The organism is Paenibacillus sp. 1182 (assembly GCF_017833915.1).
GTDB lineage: Bacteria > Bacillota > Bacilli > Paenibacillales > Paenibacillaceae > Paenibacillus > Paenibacillus polymyxa_D.
Genome location: NZ_JAFICR010000021.1, coordinates 19864 through 36869 on the forward strand (window position 1 = coordinate 19864; position 17006 = coordinate 36869).

The following is a 17006-nucleotide window of genomic DNA, read 5'->3' on the forward strand; positions in this document are numbered from 1 at the left end:
CGGCAGAATTTATTCATATGTGGATATGGATGATGACGGGCGGGCAGCCGTTTGGCTATGATCATAGGGGCCTATCCTTGAAGCTGGAGCCCAAGCTGCCAGGCTGGCTGTTCACAGCTACAGGTGAGCTATCTTTCTGTTTTCTCGGAAGCTGTCAGGTGACTTATTTTAATACGGATCGCAAGGATACTTATCCACCGGAATGCATAGTGACCCAGTATGTACTGCATTACGCTAGTGGCGAAAAGAAGACGATAAGACAGGCTATATTAGATCATAAAGAGGCACAAGATGTGAGAGAGCGGTTGATTTCCCGTATCGAGGTATATTTGGGGACATAGCTCCATTCATTAAAGCGGTCATGCTGCAATAACAGAGCATGACCGCTTTTTAAAGTTTCATAAATCCTTGTGTCAGGGCAGGGGGCTTATGCTGAAATATCTTGCAACTCCAATATCACAGGACAGTGGTCACTGCCTGTAATATGACAATCAATGTTCGCATCCATCAATAGCGAACGAAGTCTCTCCGAGACGAGGAAGTAATCGATCCGCCAGCCAATATTCCTTTCTCTCACCTTTGGCATGTAGGACCACCAGGAATAAACATCCGTCCGGTCAGGATAAAAGGTTCTGAAGGTATCTATAAATCCGGCGTCTAGCAGCTGTGACATGCGTTCCCGTTCCTCAGGCGTAAAACCGGCATTTCCGTAGTTAGCTTTGGCGTTTTTGAGATCGATCTCCTGATGAGCTACGTTCAAGTCTCCACACACGATGACAGGCTTCAAAGCATCCAGTTGTTGCAGGTAGCTGCGAAAACGGTCTTCCCATTCCAGTCTGTAGGGCAGTCGGGATAAGTCCCGTTTGGTATTTGGTGTGTACACATTGACGAGATAAAATTTTTCGAATTCCAAAGTGATGGTTCGGCCCTCCGGTTCTTCATTTTCTTCAAGTCCATAATGCACAGAGAGCGGCTTGATTTTGGTGAAAATAGCCGTGCCGGAATATCCTTTTTTCTCAGCATAATTCCAGTATTGTGTGTATTCCTCCATGTTCTCCATGAGGATCTGCCCTTCTTGAAGCTTCGTTTCCTGTACGCAAAAAATATCGGCATTCGTTTCTTTTAAATAAGTATAAAACCCTTTGGTCACACAGGCTCTTAAGCCATTTACATTCCAAGATATTAATTTCATTTGATTAATCTCCTTGCTACTTCACGCGGTCAAGCGATGTGATTTGTATATCCTTTGTTGACATAAGCTTATAAATGTCTTCTATCTTGACTTCATAGGTCTTTTCATCAAAATGGTCCTGACCAAACATATAATCGTTTAGTTCTATTGCCTTAAGGTTTCGGTTGGTATTCATAGCCGAAGGGAAGTATTCGATGTCTAATGAGGCTTTATTTCCGGCCAACACTGTTTTGAGAACTTTTGCAGTTTGTAATACCCGTTCTTTTTCCAATGACAATCCTGAGTCAGTTAGATCCTCGAATACAATTATACGAATATATTGATCGCCGACCGCTTCGGGATTCAGTTTAAAATCGTCGTATTCTTTGATCATTTTATCTGTTTCCCCTTCTTGCACCCCAGAATGAACAGCGGCTGCATCATTGTATAGCTTCTGTATAACAGGTTTGAGCTTCATGTCCAGTTGGCTCTCCCAAAGGGCGTTAAGATATTTTTCTCTAAATGGGACATCCTCATAAGGACGCTTGGTCATGTTAAAGAGGACGGAAGGATGACGATTAGAGATCGCCTCCATGGTATATTCAGTGAAGGGAATACTATGATAGCTAATATTTTGAATTTGAAAGTCCTCTCCGTATTTCTGCTCCAGATATTGCTCTGATTCTGCGGCTACGTTGCGTTTATTTTCACCTGTTTGTGTAAAAGGTTCTATAATATCTACGTATTTCATTGTGACTGCAAGAAGTAGAAGTGTAGCTCCCACAGTGAGACTGAGCAACATGCGCCATTTGGAAGGCAACGATGCACTTGTCGGCGCGCTACCCACATTGCTTGTAATTTGAAAAGATCGTATTGTAAAAATAATGCCTAAAATGTGGAGAATAATGGCCAGCGGTCCCGAAATAATAAGCAGGTATCCGAGAGAAAATAATGTAAAATAGATCAGAATTCCCTGTGTGATGATCAGAGCCGCTCCTCCAATCATATAGGAAGGAATGGCGAGATAAAACATACCCAATCCAGTACCTAATATAGAAAGCAAAGTGGCAACAAAACGATGAATTTCCCGCGACTTTTGGAGTTTATTCGTAGTCAAGGGAGTCAGCCAACCTCCTTTACTTCAAAATGGTGTAACATGATAGATGATAGCAATATCTGCGTTTTATTGAAAGAGTAGTGACTTGAAACCAGCGCCTAAAGTAGCGTGGCAGACTATTCTTTCTACATTATTTATCATCAAAAAAAGCTCCCTTGCGGAAGCTTTTTTTGATGTAATTTATCAAGAGAGATACTCTCCCTATGGTTGACTGCGAAGTATAGGCTAACGATGCCGATGGGCCGACGTTCCCCTGTGAGTTATTTCATGAGAACAAAAAAAGCCTCCATTATGGAAGCTTCTTGTTATGACGTCCCAGGAGGGATTCGAACCCCCGACCGACGGCTTAGAAGGCCGTTGCTCTATCCAGCTGAGCTACTGGGACATAAAATTCAAGCGAATATTAATATATCATATGGATAAAAGAAATTCAAGTCTTATTTTGCATATATCGCTTATTTAGGCTTTATACAGCATAAATTCTGAGTAGACGTAGTTTTTTTTGCCTTATAAAAGGGTATGTTAGAATACAGGTGAATATGTGTAAGACGAGTGGTTGGACTTCGGCTACTATTTCTCATATAATCTACAAATACTTGAGCTTGTGAAGGAGAGGGGGTGCCTTGAATAAAGGACTCCAAGGTGACGACAAAAGAAAATAATATTGTATTGTTTCCGAAGACACTGGACTATTATCAAATCCAACTTACTGTGATGCTTGAAAACGAACGTTACGGAGAGGCGATGGCGATGCTGCGTTTTTTAATGCAGTGTCAGGGACAGGAGCAGAAGCAATACGATGAATGGAACGCTCTATTACAATGGCTGGAAGCTGCATTTCCACAGCACGCTGACAGCGGGGCGATAACGGACGCTGTGGAAGAAGAGGTCAGTGAAGTAGAGTTAGCTCGCCGTCATGCACGCTTTAAGCAGGAGCAGGATGCGGGCTACGGCAACAAGCTGTTGCGGATGGCTATGGATGAACCCTTATCCGAACAGACGATTTTAGCGTTGGAGCAGTTGTCCTATTTGGAACTGCCAGAAATCGACGATGCCTTGCTTCGCTGGATTATGGACCGGGAAATCCATCCTTTACTTCAATTCCGTGTTCTACAGACAATGCGACGACGCGGAATGGAAGGGACGATAGAAATCAGACGGGGTGATGAACAAGCGGAAATCGACATTGAAACGGTTCCGTTACAGCCTGGTGATTTTCCAGAGTCGATTATGCGTATTTTGGAACGGGTGGCTGATCAGACTGAGGTGCACGAGCCTACACTATTCTATTTTGCACAGGAGTTGTGGTCACAGTTTGTGATGGCAGTATACGGTACGAATGATTATAGATCCATGTTGGTGGAAGAGGACGGAATGCCGGATATTTGGGCCGCAGCACTCCATCAGACCGTTTCGGAAAGTTTGAACGGTAATAATAATGAGGAAGAAACCCGTGCTATATATGGTATTACAGATGCGTTGCGCTTCCGTTTTGAGCAGGCGTATCGGTCGATGCGACTATTCGTAGCGGCGGGAATGCACACTCCTTAGTGACCGGAAACGTTTACCTGTGAAGCATTCAAAGGGCTGCTCTTGAAAAAGACAGTAATGTTAGATATACTATAGTGGTTATTTTGTGTGCGTTGATTGTAATGAAAACTAAGTGAAGATTTTGTTGGAGGGGAAAGCATAAAATGAAAGCAACTTGGGAGAAAATAGAGAAGAACCTTGGGGTTCTTGAAGTTGAGGTTGACGCGGATCGTGTAGCCGCTGCACTCGACAAAGCTTTTAATAAAGTGGCAAAACAAGTAAGTGTACCAGGATTCCGTAAAGGTAAAGTACCACGTCCTATCTTTGAAAAACGCTATGGTATTGAAAGTCTGTACCAAGATGCAATTGACATCCTGTTGCCAGAAGCTTACAGCCAAGCTGTAGAGCAAACGGACATCTTCCCGGTTGACAGCCCTGACGTTGAAATTGATCAATTTGCTAAAGGCGAATCTTTCAAGTTCAAAGCAAAGGTTACTGTTAAACCTGAAGTGACTTTGGGCGATTACAAAGGCGTAGAAGTGCCTGTAAGCAAACTCGAAGTAAGCGACGAAGAACTGGCTCAAGAACTGGAGCGCCTGCAACAACGTCATGCTGAACTGGTTGTCGTTGATGAAGATGCTGCTCAATCCGGTGATACAGCTATTATTGACTTCGATGGTTCCGTGGACGGTGTACCATTCGAAGGCGGACAAGCTGAGAAGTATTCTTTGGAACTGGGATCTAACACATTCATCCCTGGTTTTGAAGAGCAAGTGGTTGGTTTGCACACTGGCGATTCCAAGGACGTTGAAGTAACGTTCCCTGAGAACTACCATTCTGCTGACCTCGCTGGCAAACAAGCGGTATTCAAAGTGAAAGTTCACGAACTGAAACGCAAAGTTCTTCCTGAACTGGACGATGAATTTGCTAAAGATGTAAGCGAATTTGACACACTGGCTGAATTCAAGGAAGACTTGAAAAAGCAATTGTTGGATCGTAAGGAAAACGAAGCTAAAGCAGCCCGCGAGGGTGCTGTAGTGGAGAAAGTTGCTGAGAATGCAACAATCGACATTCCTGAAGCAATGGTGAAGAGCGAAGTGCAAAACATGGTTCGCGATTTCGACAACCGTTTGCGTAGCCAAGGTATGAACCTTGAAATGTTCCTTGGATTCTCTGGTCAAAGCAAGGAAGACCTGGAAGAGCAAATGAAAGCTGATGCTGAGAAGCGCGTACGTAACAACCTCGTGCTGGAGCAAGTGGCTAAAGCAGAAAACATCGAAGTTTCCGAAGCGGAAATTGATGAAGAACTGAAAAACATGGCTGAAGCTTACAAACGTTCAGTTGAAGAAATCCGTAGCATTCTGGAAGGTAACGGCTCGTTCGCTAACCTGAAAGAAGAAATTTCACTGCGCAAAACCATTGCTTTGTTGGTGGAAAACAGCAAAGAAGTAGAAGCGCCAGTTGAAGCTGCTGAGTAATTCAGACGATAAAATATACGGAGTATGCTGTAACAAGCTGAAACGTAGTAATTAGATAGGGATAAGGCACGTAGTGAAAGTTACGTGCCTTATTTTTACCTTTGATAACCCAAATTTTAGTCGTTTATGGAAAGTGCTGTGAGTCGCGTTTTCTTGTTTTACATAAGTCACTACCGTATATTTGCACATACATACGAAACATGGTTAAATATGAGAAGGTCTCGGCAGAGTGTACTGTAAATAGCCCGCACTGCATATATGAGCGCATGCAAATATGACACGAGACTCTGAACATGTTAAAATATTTTGTAAGGTGTTCACGTTTCATGCTTGCTGCTTCCGTTTTAATGGGACATAAGGAAGCGGATGAATACAGGTGTTCATTTTAATAAAGAAAAGAGGTTGGTCGTGATGAGTCTCGTCCCTATGGTTGTGGAACAAACGAATCGAGGAGAACGATCTTACGATATTTACTCGCGGTTGCTTAAGGATCGTATTATTTTCCTAAGTGGCCCGATTGATGACGATGTCGCCAATCTCGTCATTGCACAGCTATTGTTCCTTTCTGCGGAAGATCCAGAGAAGGATATTAATTTGTACATTAACTCGCCAGGCGGTTCTGTAACTGCGGGCATGGGTATATATGATACAATGCAATTCATTAAGCCGGACGTATCGACGATCTGTGTAGGCATGGCTGCAAGTATGGGTTCGTTGCTGCTAACAGCGGGTGCGCCAGGTAAGAGATACGCGCTTACCAATAGTGAAGTCATGATTCATCAGCCACTTGGTGGCATTCAGGGGCAAGCCTCCGATATGCTGATTCATGCGGACTGGATTATCAAAACACGTGCTAAGCTGAATCAAATCTATGTAGAGCGTACGGGTCAGCCCCTCGAAAAAATCGAACGTGATACTGACCGGGATTTCTTCATGGAAGCGGAAGAGGCAAAAGCATACGGTATCATTGACCAGGTGCTGTCTAAACCGATTAATCTGTAAAGGGGTGGCTCTATGTTTAAATTTAATGATGAAAAAGGACAATTGAAATGTTCTTTCTGCGGTAAATCTCAGGATCAGGTTCGCAAGCTTGTTGCCGGACCGGGCGTATATATATGTGACGAATGCATTGAGTTGTGTACGGAGATTGTAGAAGAGGAATTGGGTCATGAAGAAGAAGTAGATCTGAAAGACATTCCGAAACCAATGCAAATCCGTGACATTCTGGACCAATATGTTATTGGTCAGGATCAAGCGAAAAAATCGTTGTCTGTAGCGGTATATAATCACTACAAACGAATTAATACTCAAAACAAAATTGATGATGTGGAACTGCAAAAAAGTAACATCTTGATGCTTGGACCTACAGGTTCGGGTAAAACGTTGCTTGCGCAAACCATGGCTAAAATTTTGAACGTTCCTTTTGCTATCGCAGATGCCACTTCCCTTACGGAAGCAGGTTATGTGGGTGAAGACGTTGAAAATATTTTGCTGAAACTGATTCAAGCTGCCGATTATGATGTAGAAAAAGCCGAACGCGGCATTATCTACATTGACGAAATTGATAAAGTAGCCCGCAAATCCGAAAACCCGTCCATTACGCGTGACGTTTCGGGTGAAGGTGTACAGCAGGCGTTGCTTAAAATTTTGGAAGGCACGGTTGCTTCTGTACCACCTCAAGGCGGTCGCAAGCATCCACATCAAGAGTTTATTCAAATTGACACCACGAATATCCTGTTCATTTGTGGTGGTGCCTTTGATGGTCTGGAGCAAATGATCAAACGCCGTATCGGTAAAAAGGTTATCGGCTTCAACGCTACCAGCGAACAAAAAGATCTGAAACCAGGCGAATATACTTCAATGGTATTGCCTGAGGATCTTTTGAAATTCGGTCTGATACCGGAATTTGTAGGACGCTTGCCAGTAATTTCTACGCTGGAGCCGCTTGATGAGAACACATTGGTTCGTATTCTGTCCGAACCGAAAAATGCGTTAACCAAGCAATACCAGAAGCTGCTTGAGCTGGATAATGTGCAACTGGAGTTTAAGCAAGATGCTCTGGAAGCCATTGCTCGTGAAGCGATCAAGCGTAACACGGGTGCCCGTGGCCTTCGTGCGATCATCGAAGGTATTATGCTGGACGTAATGTATGAGGTTCCTTCCCGTGAGGATGTGACTACTTGCGTCATCAATGAGCAGGTTGTAAAAGACAAAATCGCACCGGAACTCGGTGGTACAGATAAGGATAAAAAACAAGAAGAGAGCGCCTAAGGATTGATACTTCGCGATCTCTAAAACATGAGAAGCCGGATCTCCACTTCACTAAACCTGTATGAGGTTTTAAGGGGTGGAGGTTTGGCGTTAATGGGAGAGAAAAGTACATGTTCTTAAGACAAGACACACGTCCCGTTAAAGTCGGGAATCTGACGATTGGCGGCAGCAATGAAGTCATCATCCAAAGCATGTGTACAACTAAAACAGCAGATGTGGAAGCAACTGTAGCCGAGATTCTTCGCTTGGAAGAAGCCGGGTGTCAACTGGTGCGGGTTACCGTCAACAATGAGGAAGCTGCCGCAGCCATTAAGGAAATTAAAAAACGGATTCATATTCCGCTAGTTGCAGATATTCACTTTAATCACAAGCTGGCTCTACTGGCAATTGAAAATGGGATTGATAAAGTTCGCATTAATCCAGGTAACATAGGACGACGTGAAAAAGTGGAAGCTGTTGTGAAGGCATGTAAGGAAAAAGGGATTCCGATTCGAATTGGTGTGAATGCCGGGTCATTGGAACAGCATTTACTTGATAAGTATGGCTACCCTACACCAGAAGCGATGGTAGAAAGTGCGCTGTATCATATCGGGATACTGGAAGAGCTTGATTTCCATGACATTATCGTGTCACTGAAGGCGTCTGATGTTCCTATGGCGATTGCTGCTTATACGAAGGCCGCTGAAATTATTAAGTATCCGCTCCATCTGGGTATTACCGAAGCGGGTACACTCTTTACGGGTACAGTTAAAAGCGCGGCAGGTATGGGCGCTTTGCTAGCATCAGGCATCGGCTCCACAATGCGTATTTCACTTAGTGCTGATCCGGTGGAAGAAGTGAAGGTAGCTCGTGAGTTGCTCAAGACGTTTGGATTAATCACAAACGCAGCTACACTGATTTCTTGTCCGACTTGCGGACGTCTGGATATTGATCTGTTCTCTATTGCCAACGAGGTAGAAGACTACATTGCAAAACTCAAGGTACCGATTAAAGTATCAGTACTGGGTTGTGCAGTAAATGGCCCGGGTGAAGCGAAGGAAGCTGATATTGGAATTGCCGGAGCGCGCGGTGAAGGCCTTTTGTTCCGTTATGGAAAAATGATTCGCAAAGTACCTGAGGCTGATATGGTGGACGAATTGAAAAAAGAAATTGATATCATCGTCAAAGCATATGAGGAAACAGGGAAAATACCTGGACGTGAAGAACGTCATACCGCCGAGAAGGTGTAGGCAAAAAGCAGTTATTATAAAGAGGCATAGTCATAATCTATTGTCATCATTTAAACGCCGTGGAGAGCAGCTCTGCTACAGAACTGTTCTTCGCGGTGTTTTTGTATTTCTCTCTGATCTTTTGAAAGACCGCCGTTTAGCTATCGCGGAAAAGGAAATACTGTTTTTCATAGAGCGGCATTTTTAAAATTGCTGAGATGAGAAACGGAGGAAATACGATGGACTTGACTATGATTTTGTTATTGGTGCAAATGTTTTTCGGGATTGTTATTGGTCTGTATTTCTGGAACCTCCTGCGGAGCCAGAAAACGAACCGTAGTGCGGTGGATCGGGAATCCCGCAAGGAATTGGATAAGCTACGCAAATTGCGTTCTATTTCACTTACCAAGCCGTTGGCTGAACGCACACGTCCTGCCACATTACAGGATATCGTGGGTCAGAAGGATGGACTGCGCGCGCTCAAGGCTGCGTTATGTAGTGCGAATCCGCAGCATGTCATTATTTATGGCCCGCCGGGTGTAGGGAAGACAGCTGCTGCACGCGTTGTGCTGGAAGAGGCTAAGAAGAATCTGTCCTCTCCGTTCAAGGGAGATGCCAAATTCACGGAGATTGATGCTACGACGGCCCGCTTTGATGAGCGCGGTATTGCGGACCCGCTGATAGGTTCAGTGCATGATCCAATCTATCAAGGGGCAGGAGCGATGGGGGTAGCGGGTATCCCACAACCTAAACCCGGAGCTGTGACGAAGGCGCATGGGGGGATGCTGTTCATTGATGAGATTGGTGAGCTGCATCCAACGCAGATGAATAAACTCTTGAAAGTACTAGAGGATCGCAAGGTATTTTTGGAGAGTGCGTATTACAACTCGGAAGATTCGAATACTCCTGCTTATATCCACGATATTTTCCAAAACGGTTTGCCAGCCGATTTTCGTTTGGTGGGTGCGACGACCCGTTCGCCGCATGAACTGCCACCTGCGATTCGCTCCCGGTGCATGGAGATTTATTTCCGTGCCTTGCAGCCACAGGAGATTGCTCGTATTGCAGAGGATGCTGTCCACAAGCTAGGCTTTGGCCCTTGTCCTGAGGCGGTAGAAGTTGTACAGCGTTACGCAACGAACGGTCGGGAGGCGGTCAATATGATCCAGCTGGCTGCTGGTTTGGCACTTACCGAGAAAAGGGAATGTCTCAATGCTTCCGACGTCGAATGGGTAGCGGGCAGTAGTCAAATTCAACCGCGTCCTGACCGAAAAATACCAGGCTTGCCGCAAATCGGATTCGTTAACGGATTAGCTGTATATGGCCCGAACATGGGGATGCTGCTTGAAATTGAAGTTACAGCAGTTCCGGTTCCTGAGGGAAAGGGCAGCTATAATATTACGGGGGTTGTGGATGAGGAAGAAATCGGAGGCGGGTCCCGTACACTGCGCCGTAAGAGCATGGCTAAAGGTTCTGTAGAAAATGTTCTAACCGTTTTGCGTACGCTCGGATTGTCTCCGTCGAATTACGATTTGCATATCAATTTCCCTGGGGGTACGCCGGTAGATGGCCCGTCCGCAGGAATTGCGATGGCAACAGCCATTGCTTCCGCGATGCGGGGAATTCCGGTGGATCATGAAATTGCAATGACTGGCGAAATTAGCATCCATGGTCGTGTCAAACCGATTGGTGGTGTATTAGCCAAGGTTGAAGCCGCTTTTCAGGCAGGAGCCAAAAAAGTGATCATTCCGCAGGACAACTGGCAAGCTCTTTTTGACAGCATTGAGGGTTTAAAAGTCATTCCCGTACAGTCGGTTACCGAAGTGTTCCGACATGTGTTCGGGGAAGAGATAACGTCGGATTCGCCTGTACATGCGCCAATTGAGACTTTTCGCCCATCCCAATCTTCCTTGTTACAGGCTGATGGAACGCATAACGGGACGATATCAGATACAGGATCTTGCTGATGAACCACCCTTTCATTGGTTTTTTCATAAAACATTTGATAAAATATGAAAGATAACAACTTGAGGATTGTAAAATCCGGAACCTGAGAATCACTGGAGGTGCGAAAGCGATGGGACCCACCAAGACAAAAGGTCGTCGTTTTCCTTTGCTGCCTTTAAGAGGGCTTCTGGTCTACCCGAGTATGGTTCTGCATCTCGATGTGGGCCGGGAAAAATCGGTCAAGGCTTTGGAAAAAGCGATGGTTGAAGACAATTTGATTCTCCTGTGTTCTCAATCAGAAGTAAATATTGAAGAACCTACACAAGAGGACATCTTTCGAGTCGGCACGGTAGCCAAGGTACGCCAGATGCTCAAACTTCCTAATGGAACCATTCGAGTATTGGTGGAAGGGCTGGAACGCGCCGAGATTATTCAATATACGGACAATGAAGAATATTACGAGGTAATGGCGAAGGAGCTGCACGAGGCAGAAAACGTACAGCCTGAGACGGATGCGCTAATGCGCACTGTATTAACTCAGTTCGAGCATTATATCAACTTGTCCAAAAAGGTAACACCGGAGACTCTCGCTGCGGTATCGGATATTGAGGAGCCGGGACGGCTAGCAGACGTAATCACAAGTCATTTGACGCTCAAAATTAAGGAAAAACAGGATATACTGGAGACGATCGACGTTACTCAGCGTCTGGAGAAGCTTCTGGATATTTTGAACAATGAGCGTGAAGTACTGGAGCTGGAACGTAAAATCAACCAGCGTGTGAAGAAGCAGATGGAAAAGACGCAGAAGGAGTATTATCTGCGTGAACAAATGAAGGCAATTCAGAAGGAACTTGGCGAGAAGGAAGGTCGCGCGGGAGAAGTTGAAGAACTGCGCAACCAGCTAAGTGAACTGGAGTTGCCTGTTCCGGTGAAGGAGAAGGTCGAAAAGGAAATCGATCGTCTGGAAAAAATGCCGGCAAGCTCTGCCGAGGGTGGCGTCATCCGTAATTATGTGGATTGGTTGTTAAGCTTGCCATGGAACAAGTTTACCGATGATGATCTGGATATCGTCAAAGCTGAAGAGGTACTTAATAACGACCACTACGGATTGGATAAACCCAAGGAGCGTGTATTGGAGTATTTGGCTGTACGCAAGCTGGTGAAGACCATTAAGGGACCGATTCTGTGTCTCGTGGGTCCGCCAGGGGTCGGCAAGACCTCGTTGGCCCGTTCGATTGCCAAATCTATGGGTCGGGAATTTGTCCGCATCTCTCTCGGAGGTGTGCGGGATGAAGCGGAAATCCGTGGTCACCGTCGGACTTATGTTGGTGCGATGCCGGGGCGAATCATTCAGGGGATGAAGACCGCAGGAACGTCTAATCCAGTATTTTTGCTGGATGAGATTGATAAAATGGCTTCCGATTTTCGAGGAGATCCATCGGCGGCATTGCTCGAAGTGCTTGATCCTGAACAAAACAATACGTTCAGTGACCATTTTGTCGAGCTGCCGTTTGACCTGTCCAATGTGATGTTTGTAACGACAGCCAATGCTGCACACAACATCCCGCGTCCGCTAATGGACCGGATGGAGACGCTCTATATTCCTGGCTACACCGAACTGGAGAAGCTGGAAATCGCCAATCGGTACCTATTGCCCAAGCAGAAGAGAGAGCATGGCTTGGACGAGGAACAACTGGTTATCGGGGAGGATACGCTACTGCGTGTCATTCGCGAATATACGCGTGAATCCGGTGTGCGGAATCTTGAGCAACAAATGGCTTCTCTGTGCCGCAAGGCGGCGAAGTCCGTTGTATCTGGTGGCGAAGGACCAATTCAAATCACACCGGATAATCTGAAGGATTATCTGGGTATCGCTAAATTCCGTTACGGTGTTGCAGAACTGGAGGATCAGATCGGTACGGTTACAGGCTTGGCATGGACAGAGGTCGGTGGTGAAACACTGATGATTGAAGTGACGGTCGTACCTGGTAGCGGTAAACTGATTCTTACGGGTAAACTGGGAGACGTTATGAAGGAATCTGCACAGGCGGCATTCAGCTACACCCGTTCCAAAGCAGTTGATCTGGGCATTGAACTGGACTTTTATGAGAAAAATGATATCCACATTCATATTCCTGAGGGTGCGATTCCGAAGGATGGTCCATCTGCGGGAATTACTATTGCTACCGCGTTAATTTCAGCTTTGACCAACCGTCATGTATCCAAGGATGTGGCTATGACGGGCGAAATTACTCTGCGCGGCCGTGTATTGCCGATTGGTGGTTTAAAAGAGAAGTCGCTGGCTGCCCACCGGGCAGGCTACAAAAAAATTCTGCTTCCCAAAGATAATGAACGGGATTTGAAGGATATTCCCGACAGTATCCGGCAGGATGTTGAATTTGTCCCCGTTGCCCATATGGATCAGGTGCTAAAGCATGCTTTGGTTGAGCAGGCAAGGGTACATTAGAGAGGAATTAAGGACACAATGAAAGTAACAAAAGCAGAATTTATAATAAGTGCGGTTGGTCCCGATCAGTTTCCTGTGGACGCTTTGCCAGAGATTGCTCTGGCGGGGCGCTCCAATGTAGGAAAGTCTTCATTGATTAATCGGTTGATTAACCGTAAAAATTTGGCGCGTACCAGTTCTACGCCAGGTAAAACCCAGCAACTCAATTATTACCGGATTAATGATGATCTCTATTTTGTCGATTTTCCCGGTTACGGTTACGCCAAAGTATCCAAAACGTCCCGCAAGGCTTGGGGGCAGATGATTGAGTCTTATTTGCTGGAGCGTGAGCCACTCAAACTGGTGCTTCAAATGGTAGATTTGCGCCATCCGCCGTCCAAGGACGATATCATGATGTATGATTGGCTGCGTCATAACGGGCTTCCCGTATGTGTTGTAGGCACGAAGGCAGATAAAATCCCTAAAACGCGGCGAGAAAAGCATTACAAGGTAATCAAGCAGGAACTCGGAATACTTCCCGGGGGATTGTTTATCCCCTTTTCATCCGAAGAAGGTATGGGCAAGGAAGAGCTGTGGTCTGTCATCTCCAGCTATATAGAGAATGACGAAGAAGAGCAGACGGAATTGTAAGGTTAGGGACGTCCTTGAGGACGTCCTTTTTTCATGGTTCGGGCTTCAAGAAAATAAACTTACTAAATAGGTGGGAATAATATATAATAACAAAAAGAACTCGTGGATTTTAAGCCGAAAAGTGAGTATATGGGGGATAATGCAGTCTCAACCCCATTATTTTCCGTTTATTTCCGATGTATGGCGGGAATTTATAATTTGATGTGCAAGAAAAGCGTTTTAGGTCTGGTGTATAATAAATTTAAAGCTTAAACTTATAGGTTCAGGAAAGAATTGAGGAGATGGGTATGGCTCAGCGGTTAGCCACAGAGTATGTTAAAACCACTTTGACCTTGTCGGAAACCCAAATGGACGAATTTTTGCGGGCAGTGGATGATCCCCAGGTGCATTACTATATTAAAGTTCTAGATAACGGAAGACAGGAAATCGTTCTGGAGCATAGTGCGGGTGAGGAAGTTCATTTGTTTTTTGAAGCCAAAGAGGGAGCGTTTGTGTGTGAATTGACTTGTCGCTTAATTCATCCGCAACTAACCCTGTTTATACGCAAACTTTTTGTTCGTTTTAAGGGCGAAGGCATCGTTTACCGAATGTATCAAGGATTCACTATGGTGTATTTTTATAATGAAGGTACGGTTCGTAAAATTATGGAGAAGAATGCCGGAGGCTCCAGGCTGGTATTCGAATATAAAAATACGGTGCAGGAATTGCAACAGCTTTTTCAGCATCAGAACGTCGAAAATGAAATATCTGACGTATATCATCTCATTAATTCGTTGCTTGACCAGCGGAATTTGGCGCGTACTTTCTCGGAGTTGGAACAGATTGACCACAAGCTTCGAATGAGTTGCTCAAAATTATTTGCACTGGAAGCTTAATAAGGCATGAATATATGGAATGAATCGTTATGCCGTGTAGTCCCTTTCTTTACCGAAATAGGCTTTTTTATTCCGAAAAAATGATTGCATTTGCTGCACATAGATGTTATTTTTAATCTCGTTGAAAATGAAATATAGGAACCAGGATTCACTCAGGACATTGAATGTTGCGAGAGGTTATTCCCTCGGGAAGTGAATGACGTAGGTCCTAGCGGATGAAATTTTTCCAAACATTTTATTCCTAGGAAGGGGGAACCGAAAGATGGAATTGGAGTACTCAACTTTCGGAAGACACGTTGCCGTAGATACTTGGGGTGTTGAGTTTGAATTACTGAATGATGCGCAGTTTTTGGAGGCTCAATTAGTTGAAGCAGCTGAAGCTTGCGGAGCAACGGTGATGTCCGTTCAATCCAAGCAGTTCGAACCACAGGGAGCTACCGTGCTTGTACTGTTGTCGGAGAGTCATCTCTCTATTCATACGTATCCTGAGAGAGGGTTTGCCGCTATTGATTGTTATACTTGCGGTGAGACTGTCGATCCGCAGCTGGCTATTGATTACCTGGTATCCGTTCTAAAACCGAAAAAAACATATGCGAAAAAGCTGATTCGCGGCTTGGGAGAACTTCAGGTGGAATCACCAGAGTGCAAGCTGGCTGAGTTAGTGTAAATCGTTCTTTTATGGAGCCATTTGTGCGTCCTATATTATAACCATGGAACATTTCCATGGTTATTTGTTTTAAAAGTGGTCTACACTAAATCAAATCATACAGAACGTGCTAGATGTTCATGAAAGTCATCCAATTTTCATAAACAATTCATAAAACAGCCGGAGGAGATTCGGACTTCTGTGATATAATTAACATAGTTTATGATAACAGTGGATATTCTTATTACAGTTTAGGCAGGTGAATTTGCAATGCACATCGTCGTTGTTGGGTTGAATTATCGTACGGCGCCTGTGGAAGTCAGAGAGCGTTTTACATTTGCAGAACAAGATTTGCCAAAAGCGCTGGAGCAACTCAAACTTACCAAAAGTGTGTTGGAGGGCGTAGTTGTCGCAACCTGCAATCGGACTGAAATATATGTTGTAGTGGACCGCCTTCACATGTGCGGCTATTTTATACGCAGTTTTATGGAGCAATGGTTTGGCATTCCGCGTGATCAATTTACACAACATTTATATATATATGAGGACGAGCAGGCGATTCGGCATTTGTTCCGTGTGACTTGTGGTCTTGATTCTATGGTAATCGGAGAAACACAAATTTTGGGACAGGTAAAGAACGCTTTTCTTCAGGCTCAATCCCAGAAAATTACGGCAACGTGGTTTAATATGTTGTTTAAGCAGGCCGTCACATTGGGCAAGCGTGCCCATTCAGAGACATCTATTGGAGAAAGTGCCGTATCTGTCAGCTATGCAGCAGTTGAGCTAGGCAAACGGATTTTCGGGATGTTTACCGATAAAAAGGTACTGATTCTCGGTGCTGGTAAAATGAGCGAACTTACGGTTAAGCATTTGTACAGCGGCGGAGCAGCCGAGGTTATTGTAGCCAACCGAACCTTGTCCCGTGCGGAAGACCTTGCCTCCAAGTTCCATGGAACGCCGGTTACGATGGAGGAAGGCATGAATCGGTTGGCGGACGTGGATATTGTTATTAGCTCGACAGGTGCCCATGGGTATATTCTGGATCGGACTCGGGTTGAAGCAAGTATGAAACGTCGACAGTCCCGTCCTTTGTTTATGATTGATATTGCGGTTCCGCGTGATCTCGACCCGGCTATTGGTGAATTACAGAATGTTTTCCTGTACGATATTGATGATCTGGAAGGGATCGTGGAGAGCAATTTGGAAATGCGCCGTACCGAAGCTACAAAAATCGAGCATATGATCGAAGATGAGCTTAGCGAGTTTTATCAATGGTTGAAAACGATGGGAGTGCGTCCGGTGATTCGTGCATTACAGGAAAAAGCGGAGTCTGTACATCAGGATACGTTGGAAAGCTTGTTCAATAAGCTTCCCGAGCTGGATGAACGGCAACGCAAAGTGATTAGCCGTTTGACGAAGAGTATGCTGAACCAGATGATGCATGATCCGATCAATCGGGTAAAGGAACTGGCTGTCCAAAAACAGGGAAATGAGGCCCTAGACATGTTTAGCCACATTTTTGCTCTGGAGGATCGTTTGGATGACGCCGCTCAGAAAGTAGATAAAAGCGATGCATCTGCGTTAATAAAACCGGAAGCCGGTGTTCATGAAAAAACCGTTCAGGCTCAGGCTTTGCCAGCGTCGTTTGCGCCGGCCAGCCTGTAAA

Annotated in this window: 14 protein-coding genes and 1 tRNA gene; 12 read left to right on the forward strand and 3 right to left on the reverse strand. The window is 45.1% G+C overall.

The features are described from left to right. Positions 1 to 17 precede the first annotated feature (17 nt). Positions 18 to 341 carry a hypothetical protein gene (locus JOD82_RS27490; protein ID WP_230585102.1) on the forward strand — a complete coding sequence of 108 codons (324 nt, stop codon included), beginning with the start codon at positions 18 to 20 and terminating at the stop codon, positions 339 to 341. Positions 342 to 427: 86 nt separating this feature from the next. Here the strand turns inward: JOD82_RS27490 and JOD82_RS27495 are convergent, their stop codons facing one another. From JOD82_RS27495 to JOD82_RS27505, 3 genes are all read right to left on the reverse strand, one after another. Further along, positions 428 to 1192, reverse strand: a complete 765-nt coding sequence (locus JOD82_RS27495) for an exodeoxyribonuclease III (protein ID WP_029518401.1) — start codon at positions 1190 to 1192, stop codon at positions 428 to 430. 16 nt (positions 1193 to 1208) lie between these two features. Then, positions 1209 to 2288: a hypothetical protein gene (locus tag JOD82_RS27500; RefSeq protein WP_069011259.1), complete on the reverse strand. Its 1080-nt coding sequence runs from the start codon at positions 2286 to 2288 to the stop codon at positions 1209 to 1211. Between the two features lie 311 nt (positions 2289 to 2599). Continuing rightward, positions 2600 to 2673 (reverse strand) — tRNA-Arg (locus tag JOD82_RS27505). A 257-nt stretch (positions 2674 to 2930) separates the two neighbouring features. On the opposite strand from JOD82_RS27505, the gene JOD82_RS27510 reads away from it, so the two are divergent. From JOD82_RS27510 to hemA, 11 genes are all read left to right on the forward strand, one after another. Continuing rightward, positions 2931 to 3839, forward strand: coding sequence for a hypothetical protein (locus JOD82_RS27510; protein WP_176715714.1), 909 nt, complete (start codon positions 2931 to 2933; stop codon positions 3837 to 3839). Between the two features lie 143 nt (positions 3840 to 3982). Further along, on the forward strand, positions 3983 to 5296 hold the full coding sequence (gene tig / locus JOD82_RS27515; protein WP_028541569.1) for a trigger factor: 1314 nt from the start codon (positions 3983 to 3985) through the stop codon (positions 5294 to 5296). A gap of 411 nt (positions 5297 to 5707) precedes the next feature. After that, positions 5708 to 6298 carry an ATP-dependent Clp endopeptidase proteolytic subunit ClpP gene (gene clpP, locus JOD82_RS27520; protein ID WP_016324659.1) on the forward strand — a complete coding sequence of 197 codons (591 nt, stop codon included), beginning with the start codon at positions 5708 to 5710 and terminating at the stop codon, positions 6296 to 6298. A gap of 12 nt (positions 6299 to 6310) precedes the next feature. Next, positions 6311 to 7567, forward strand: coding sequence for an ATP-dependent protease ATP-binding subunit ClpX (gene clpX / locus JOD82_RS27525; protein ID WP_013311623.1), 1257 nt, complete (start codon positions 6311 to 6313; stop codon positions 7565 to 7567). Positions 7568 to 7677: 110 nt separating this feature from the next. Continuing rightward, complete coding sequence (gene ispG / locus JOD82_RS27530) at positions 7678 to 8796, forward strand: flavodoxin-dependent (E)-4-hydroxy-3-methylbut-2-enyl-diphosphate synthase (protein WP_025718670.1); 1119 nt, start codon at positions 7678 to 7680, stop codon at positions 8794 to 8796. Positions 8797 to 9014: 218 nt separating this feature from the next. Further along, complete coding sequence (lonB, locus tag JOD82_RS27535; RefSeq protein WP_029518404.1) at positions 9015 to 10742, forward strand: ATP-dependent protease LonB; 1728 nt, start codon at positions 9015 to 9017, stop codon at positions 10740 to 10742. Positions 10743 to 10852: 110 nt separating this feature from the next. Next, on the forward strand, positions 10853 to 13189 hold the full coding sequence (gene lon, locus JOD82_RS27540) for an endopeptidase La (RefSeq protein ID WP_023989969.1): 2337 nt from the start codon (positions 10853 to 10855) through the stop codon (positions 13187 to 13189). Between the two features lie 18 nt (positions 13190 to 13207). Beyond that, entirely contained in the window at positions 13208 to 13819 is a 612-nt protein-coding gene (yihA, locus tag JOD82_RS27545) for a ribosome biogenesis GTP-binding protein YihA/YsxC (RefSeq protein WP_029518405.1), read from the forward strand. 287 nt (positions 13820 to 14106) lie between these two features. Continuing rightward, the gene (locus JOD82_RS27550; protein ID WP_029518406.1) at positions 14107 to 14694 is read left to right on the forward strand and encodes a hypothetical protein; all 588 of its coding nucleotides are present in this window, start codon (positions 14107 to 14109) and stop codon (positions 14692 to 14694) included. Between the two features lie 268 nt (positions 14695 to 14962). Further along, a complete protein-coding gene (speD, locus tag JOD82_RS27555) occupies positions 14963 to 15361 on the forward strand; it encodes an adenosylmethionine decarboxylase (RefSeq protein WP_025365654.1) in 399 nt (132 codons plus the stop codon). Between the two features lie 249 nt (positions 15362 to 15610). After that, positions 15611 to 17005 (forward strand): glutamyl-tRNA reductase, encoded by a 1395-nt coding sequence (hemA, locus tag JOD82_RS27560; RefSeq protein WP_209950327.1) that lies wholly within the window; start codon positions 15611 to 15613, stop codon positions 17003 to 17005. Position 17006: the final 1 nt, after the last annotated feature.

Excerpts from the sequence above, each read along its gene's own strand:
- clpX (WP_013311623.1), top strand. The coding sequence starts at position 6,311 with ATGTTTAAATTTAATGATGAAAAAGGACAATTGAAATGTTCTTTCTGC.
- clpP (WP_016324659.1), top strand. The coding sequence starts at position 5,708 with ATGAGTCTCGTCCCTATGGTTGTGGAACAAACGAATCGAGGAGAACGA.
- lonB (WP_029518404.1), top strand. The coding sequence starts at position 9,015 with ATGGACTTGACTATGATTTTGTTATTGGTGCAAATGTTTTTCGGGATT.
- hemA (WP_209950327.1), top strand. The coding sequence starts at position 15,611 with ATGCACATCGTCGTTGTTGGGTTGAATTATCGTACGGCGCCTGTGGAA.
- JOD82_RS27495 (WP_029518401.1), bottom strand. The coding sequence starts at position 1,192 with ATGAAATTAATATCTTGGAATGTAAATGGCTTAAGAGCCTGTGTGACC.
- yihA (WP_029518405.1), top strand. The coding sequence starts at position 13,208 with ATGAAAGTAACAAAAGCAGAATTTATAATAAGTGCGGTTGGTCCCGAT.
- lon (WP_023989969.1), top strand. The coding sequence starts at position 10,853 with ATGGGACCCACCAAGACAAAAGGTCGTCGTTTTCCTTTGCTGCCTTTA.
- tig (WP_028541569.1), top strand. The coding sequence starts at position 3,983 with ATGAAAGCAACTTGGGAGAAAATAGAGAAGAACCTTGGGGTTCTTGAA.
- JOD82_RS27490 (WP_230585102.1), top strand. The coding sequence starts at position 18 with ATGTGGATATGGATGATGACGGGCGGGCAGCCGTTTGGCTATGATCAT.
- JOD82_RS27550 (WP_029518406.1), top strand. The coding sequence starts at position 14,107 with ATGGCTCAGCGGTTAGCCACAGAGTATGTTAAAACCACTTTGACCTTG.
- ispG (WP_025718670.1), top strand. The coding sequence starts at position 7,678 with ATGTTCTTAAGACAAGACACACGTCCCGTTAAAGTCGGGAATCTGACG.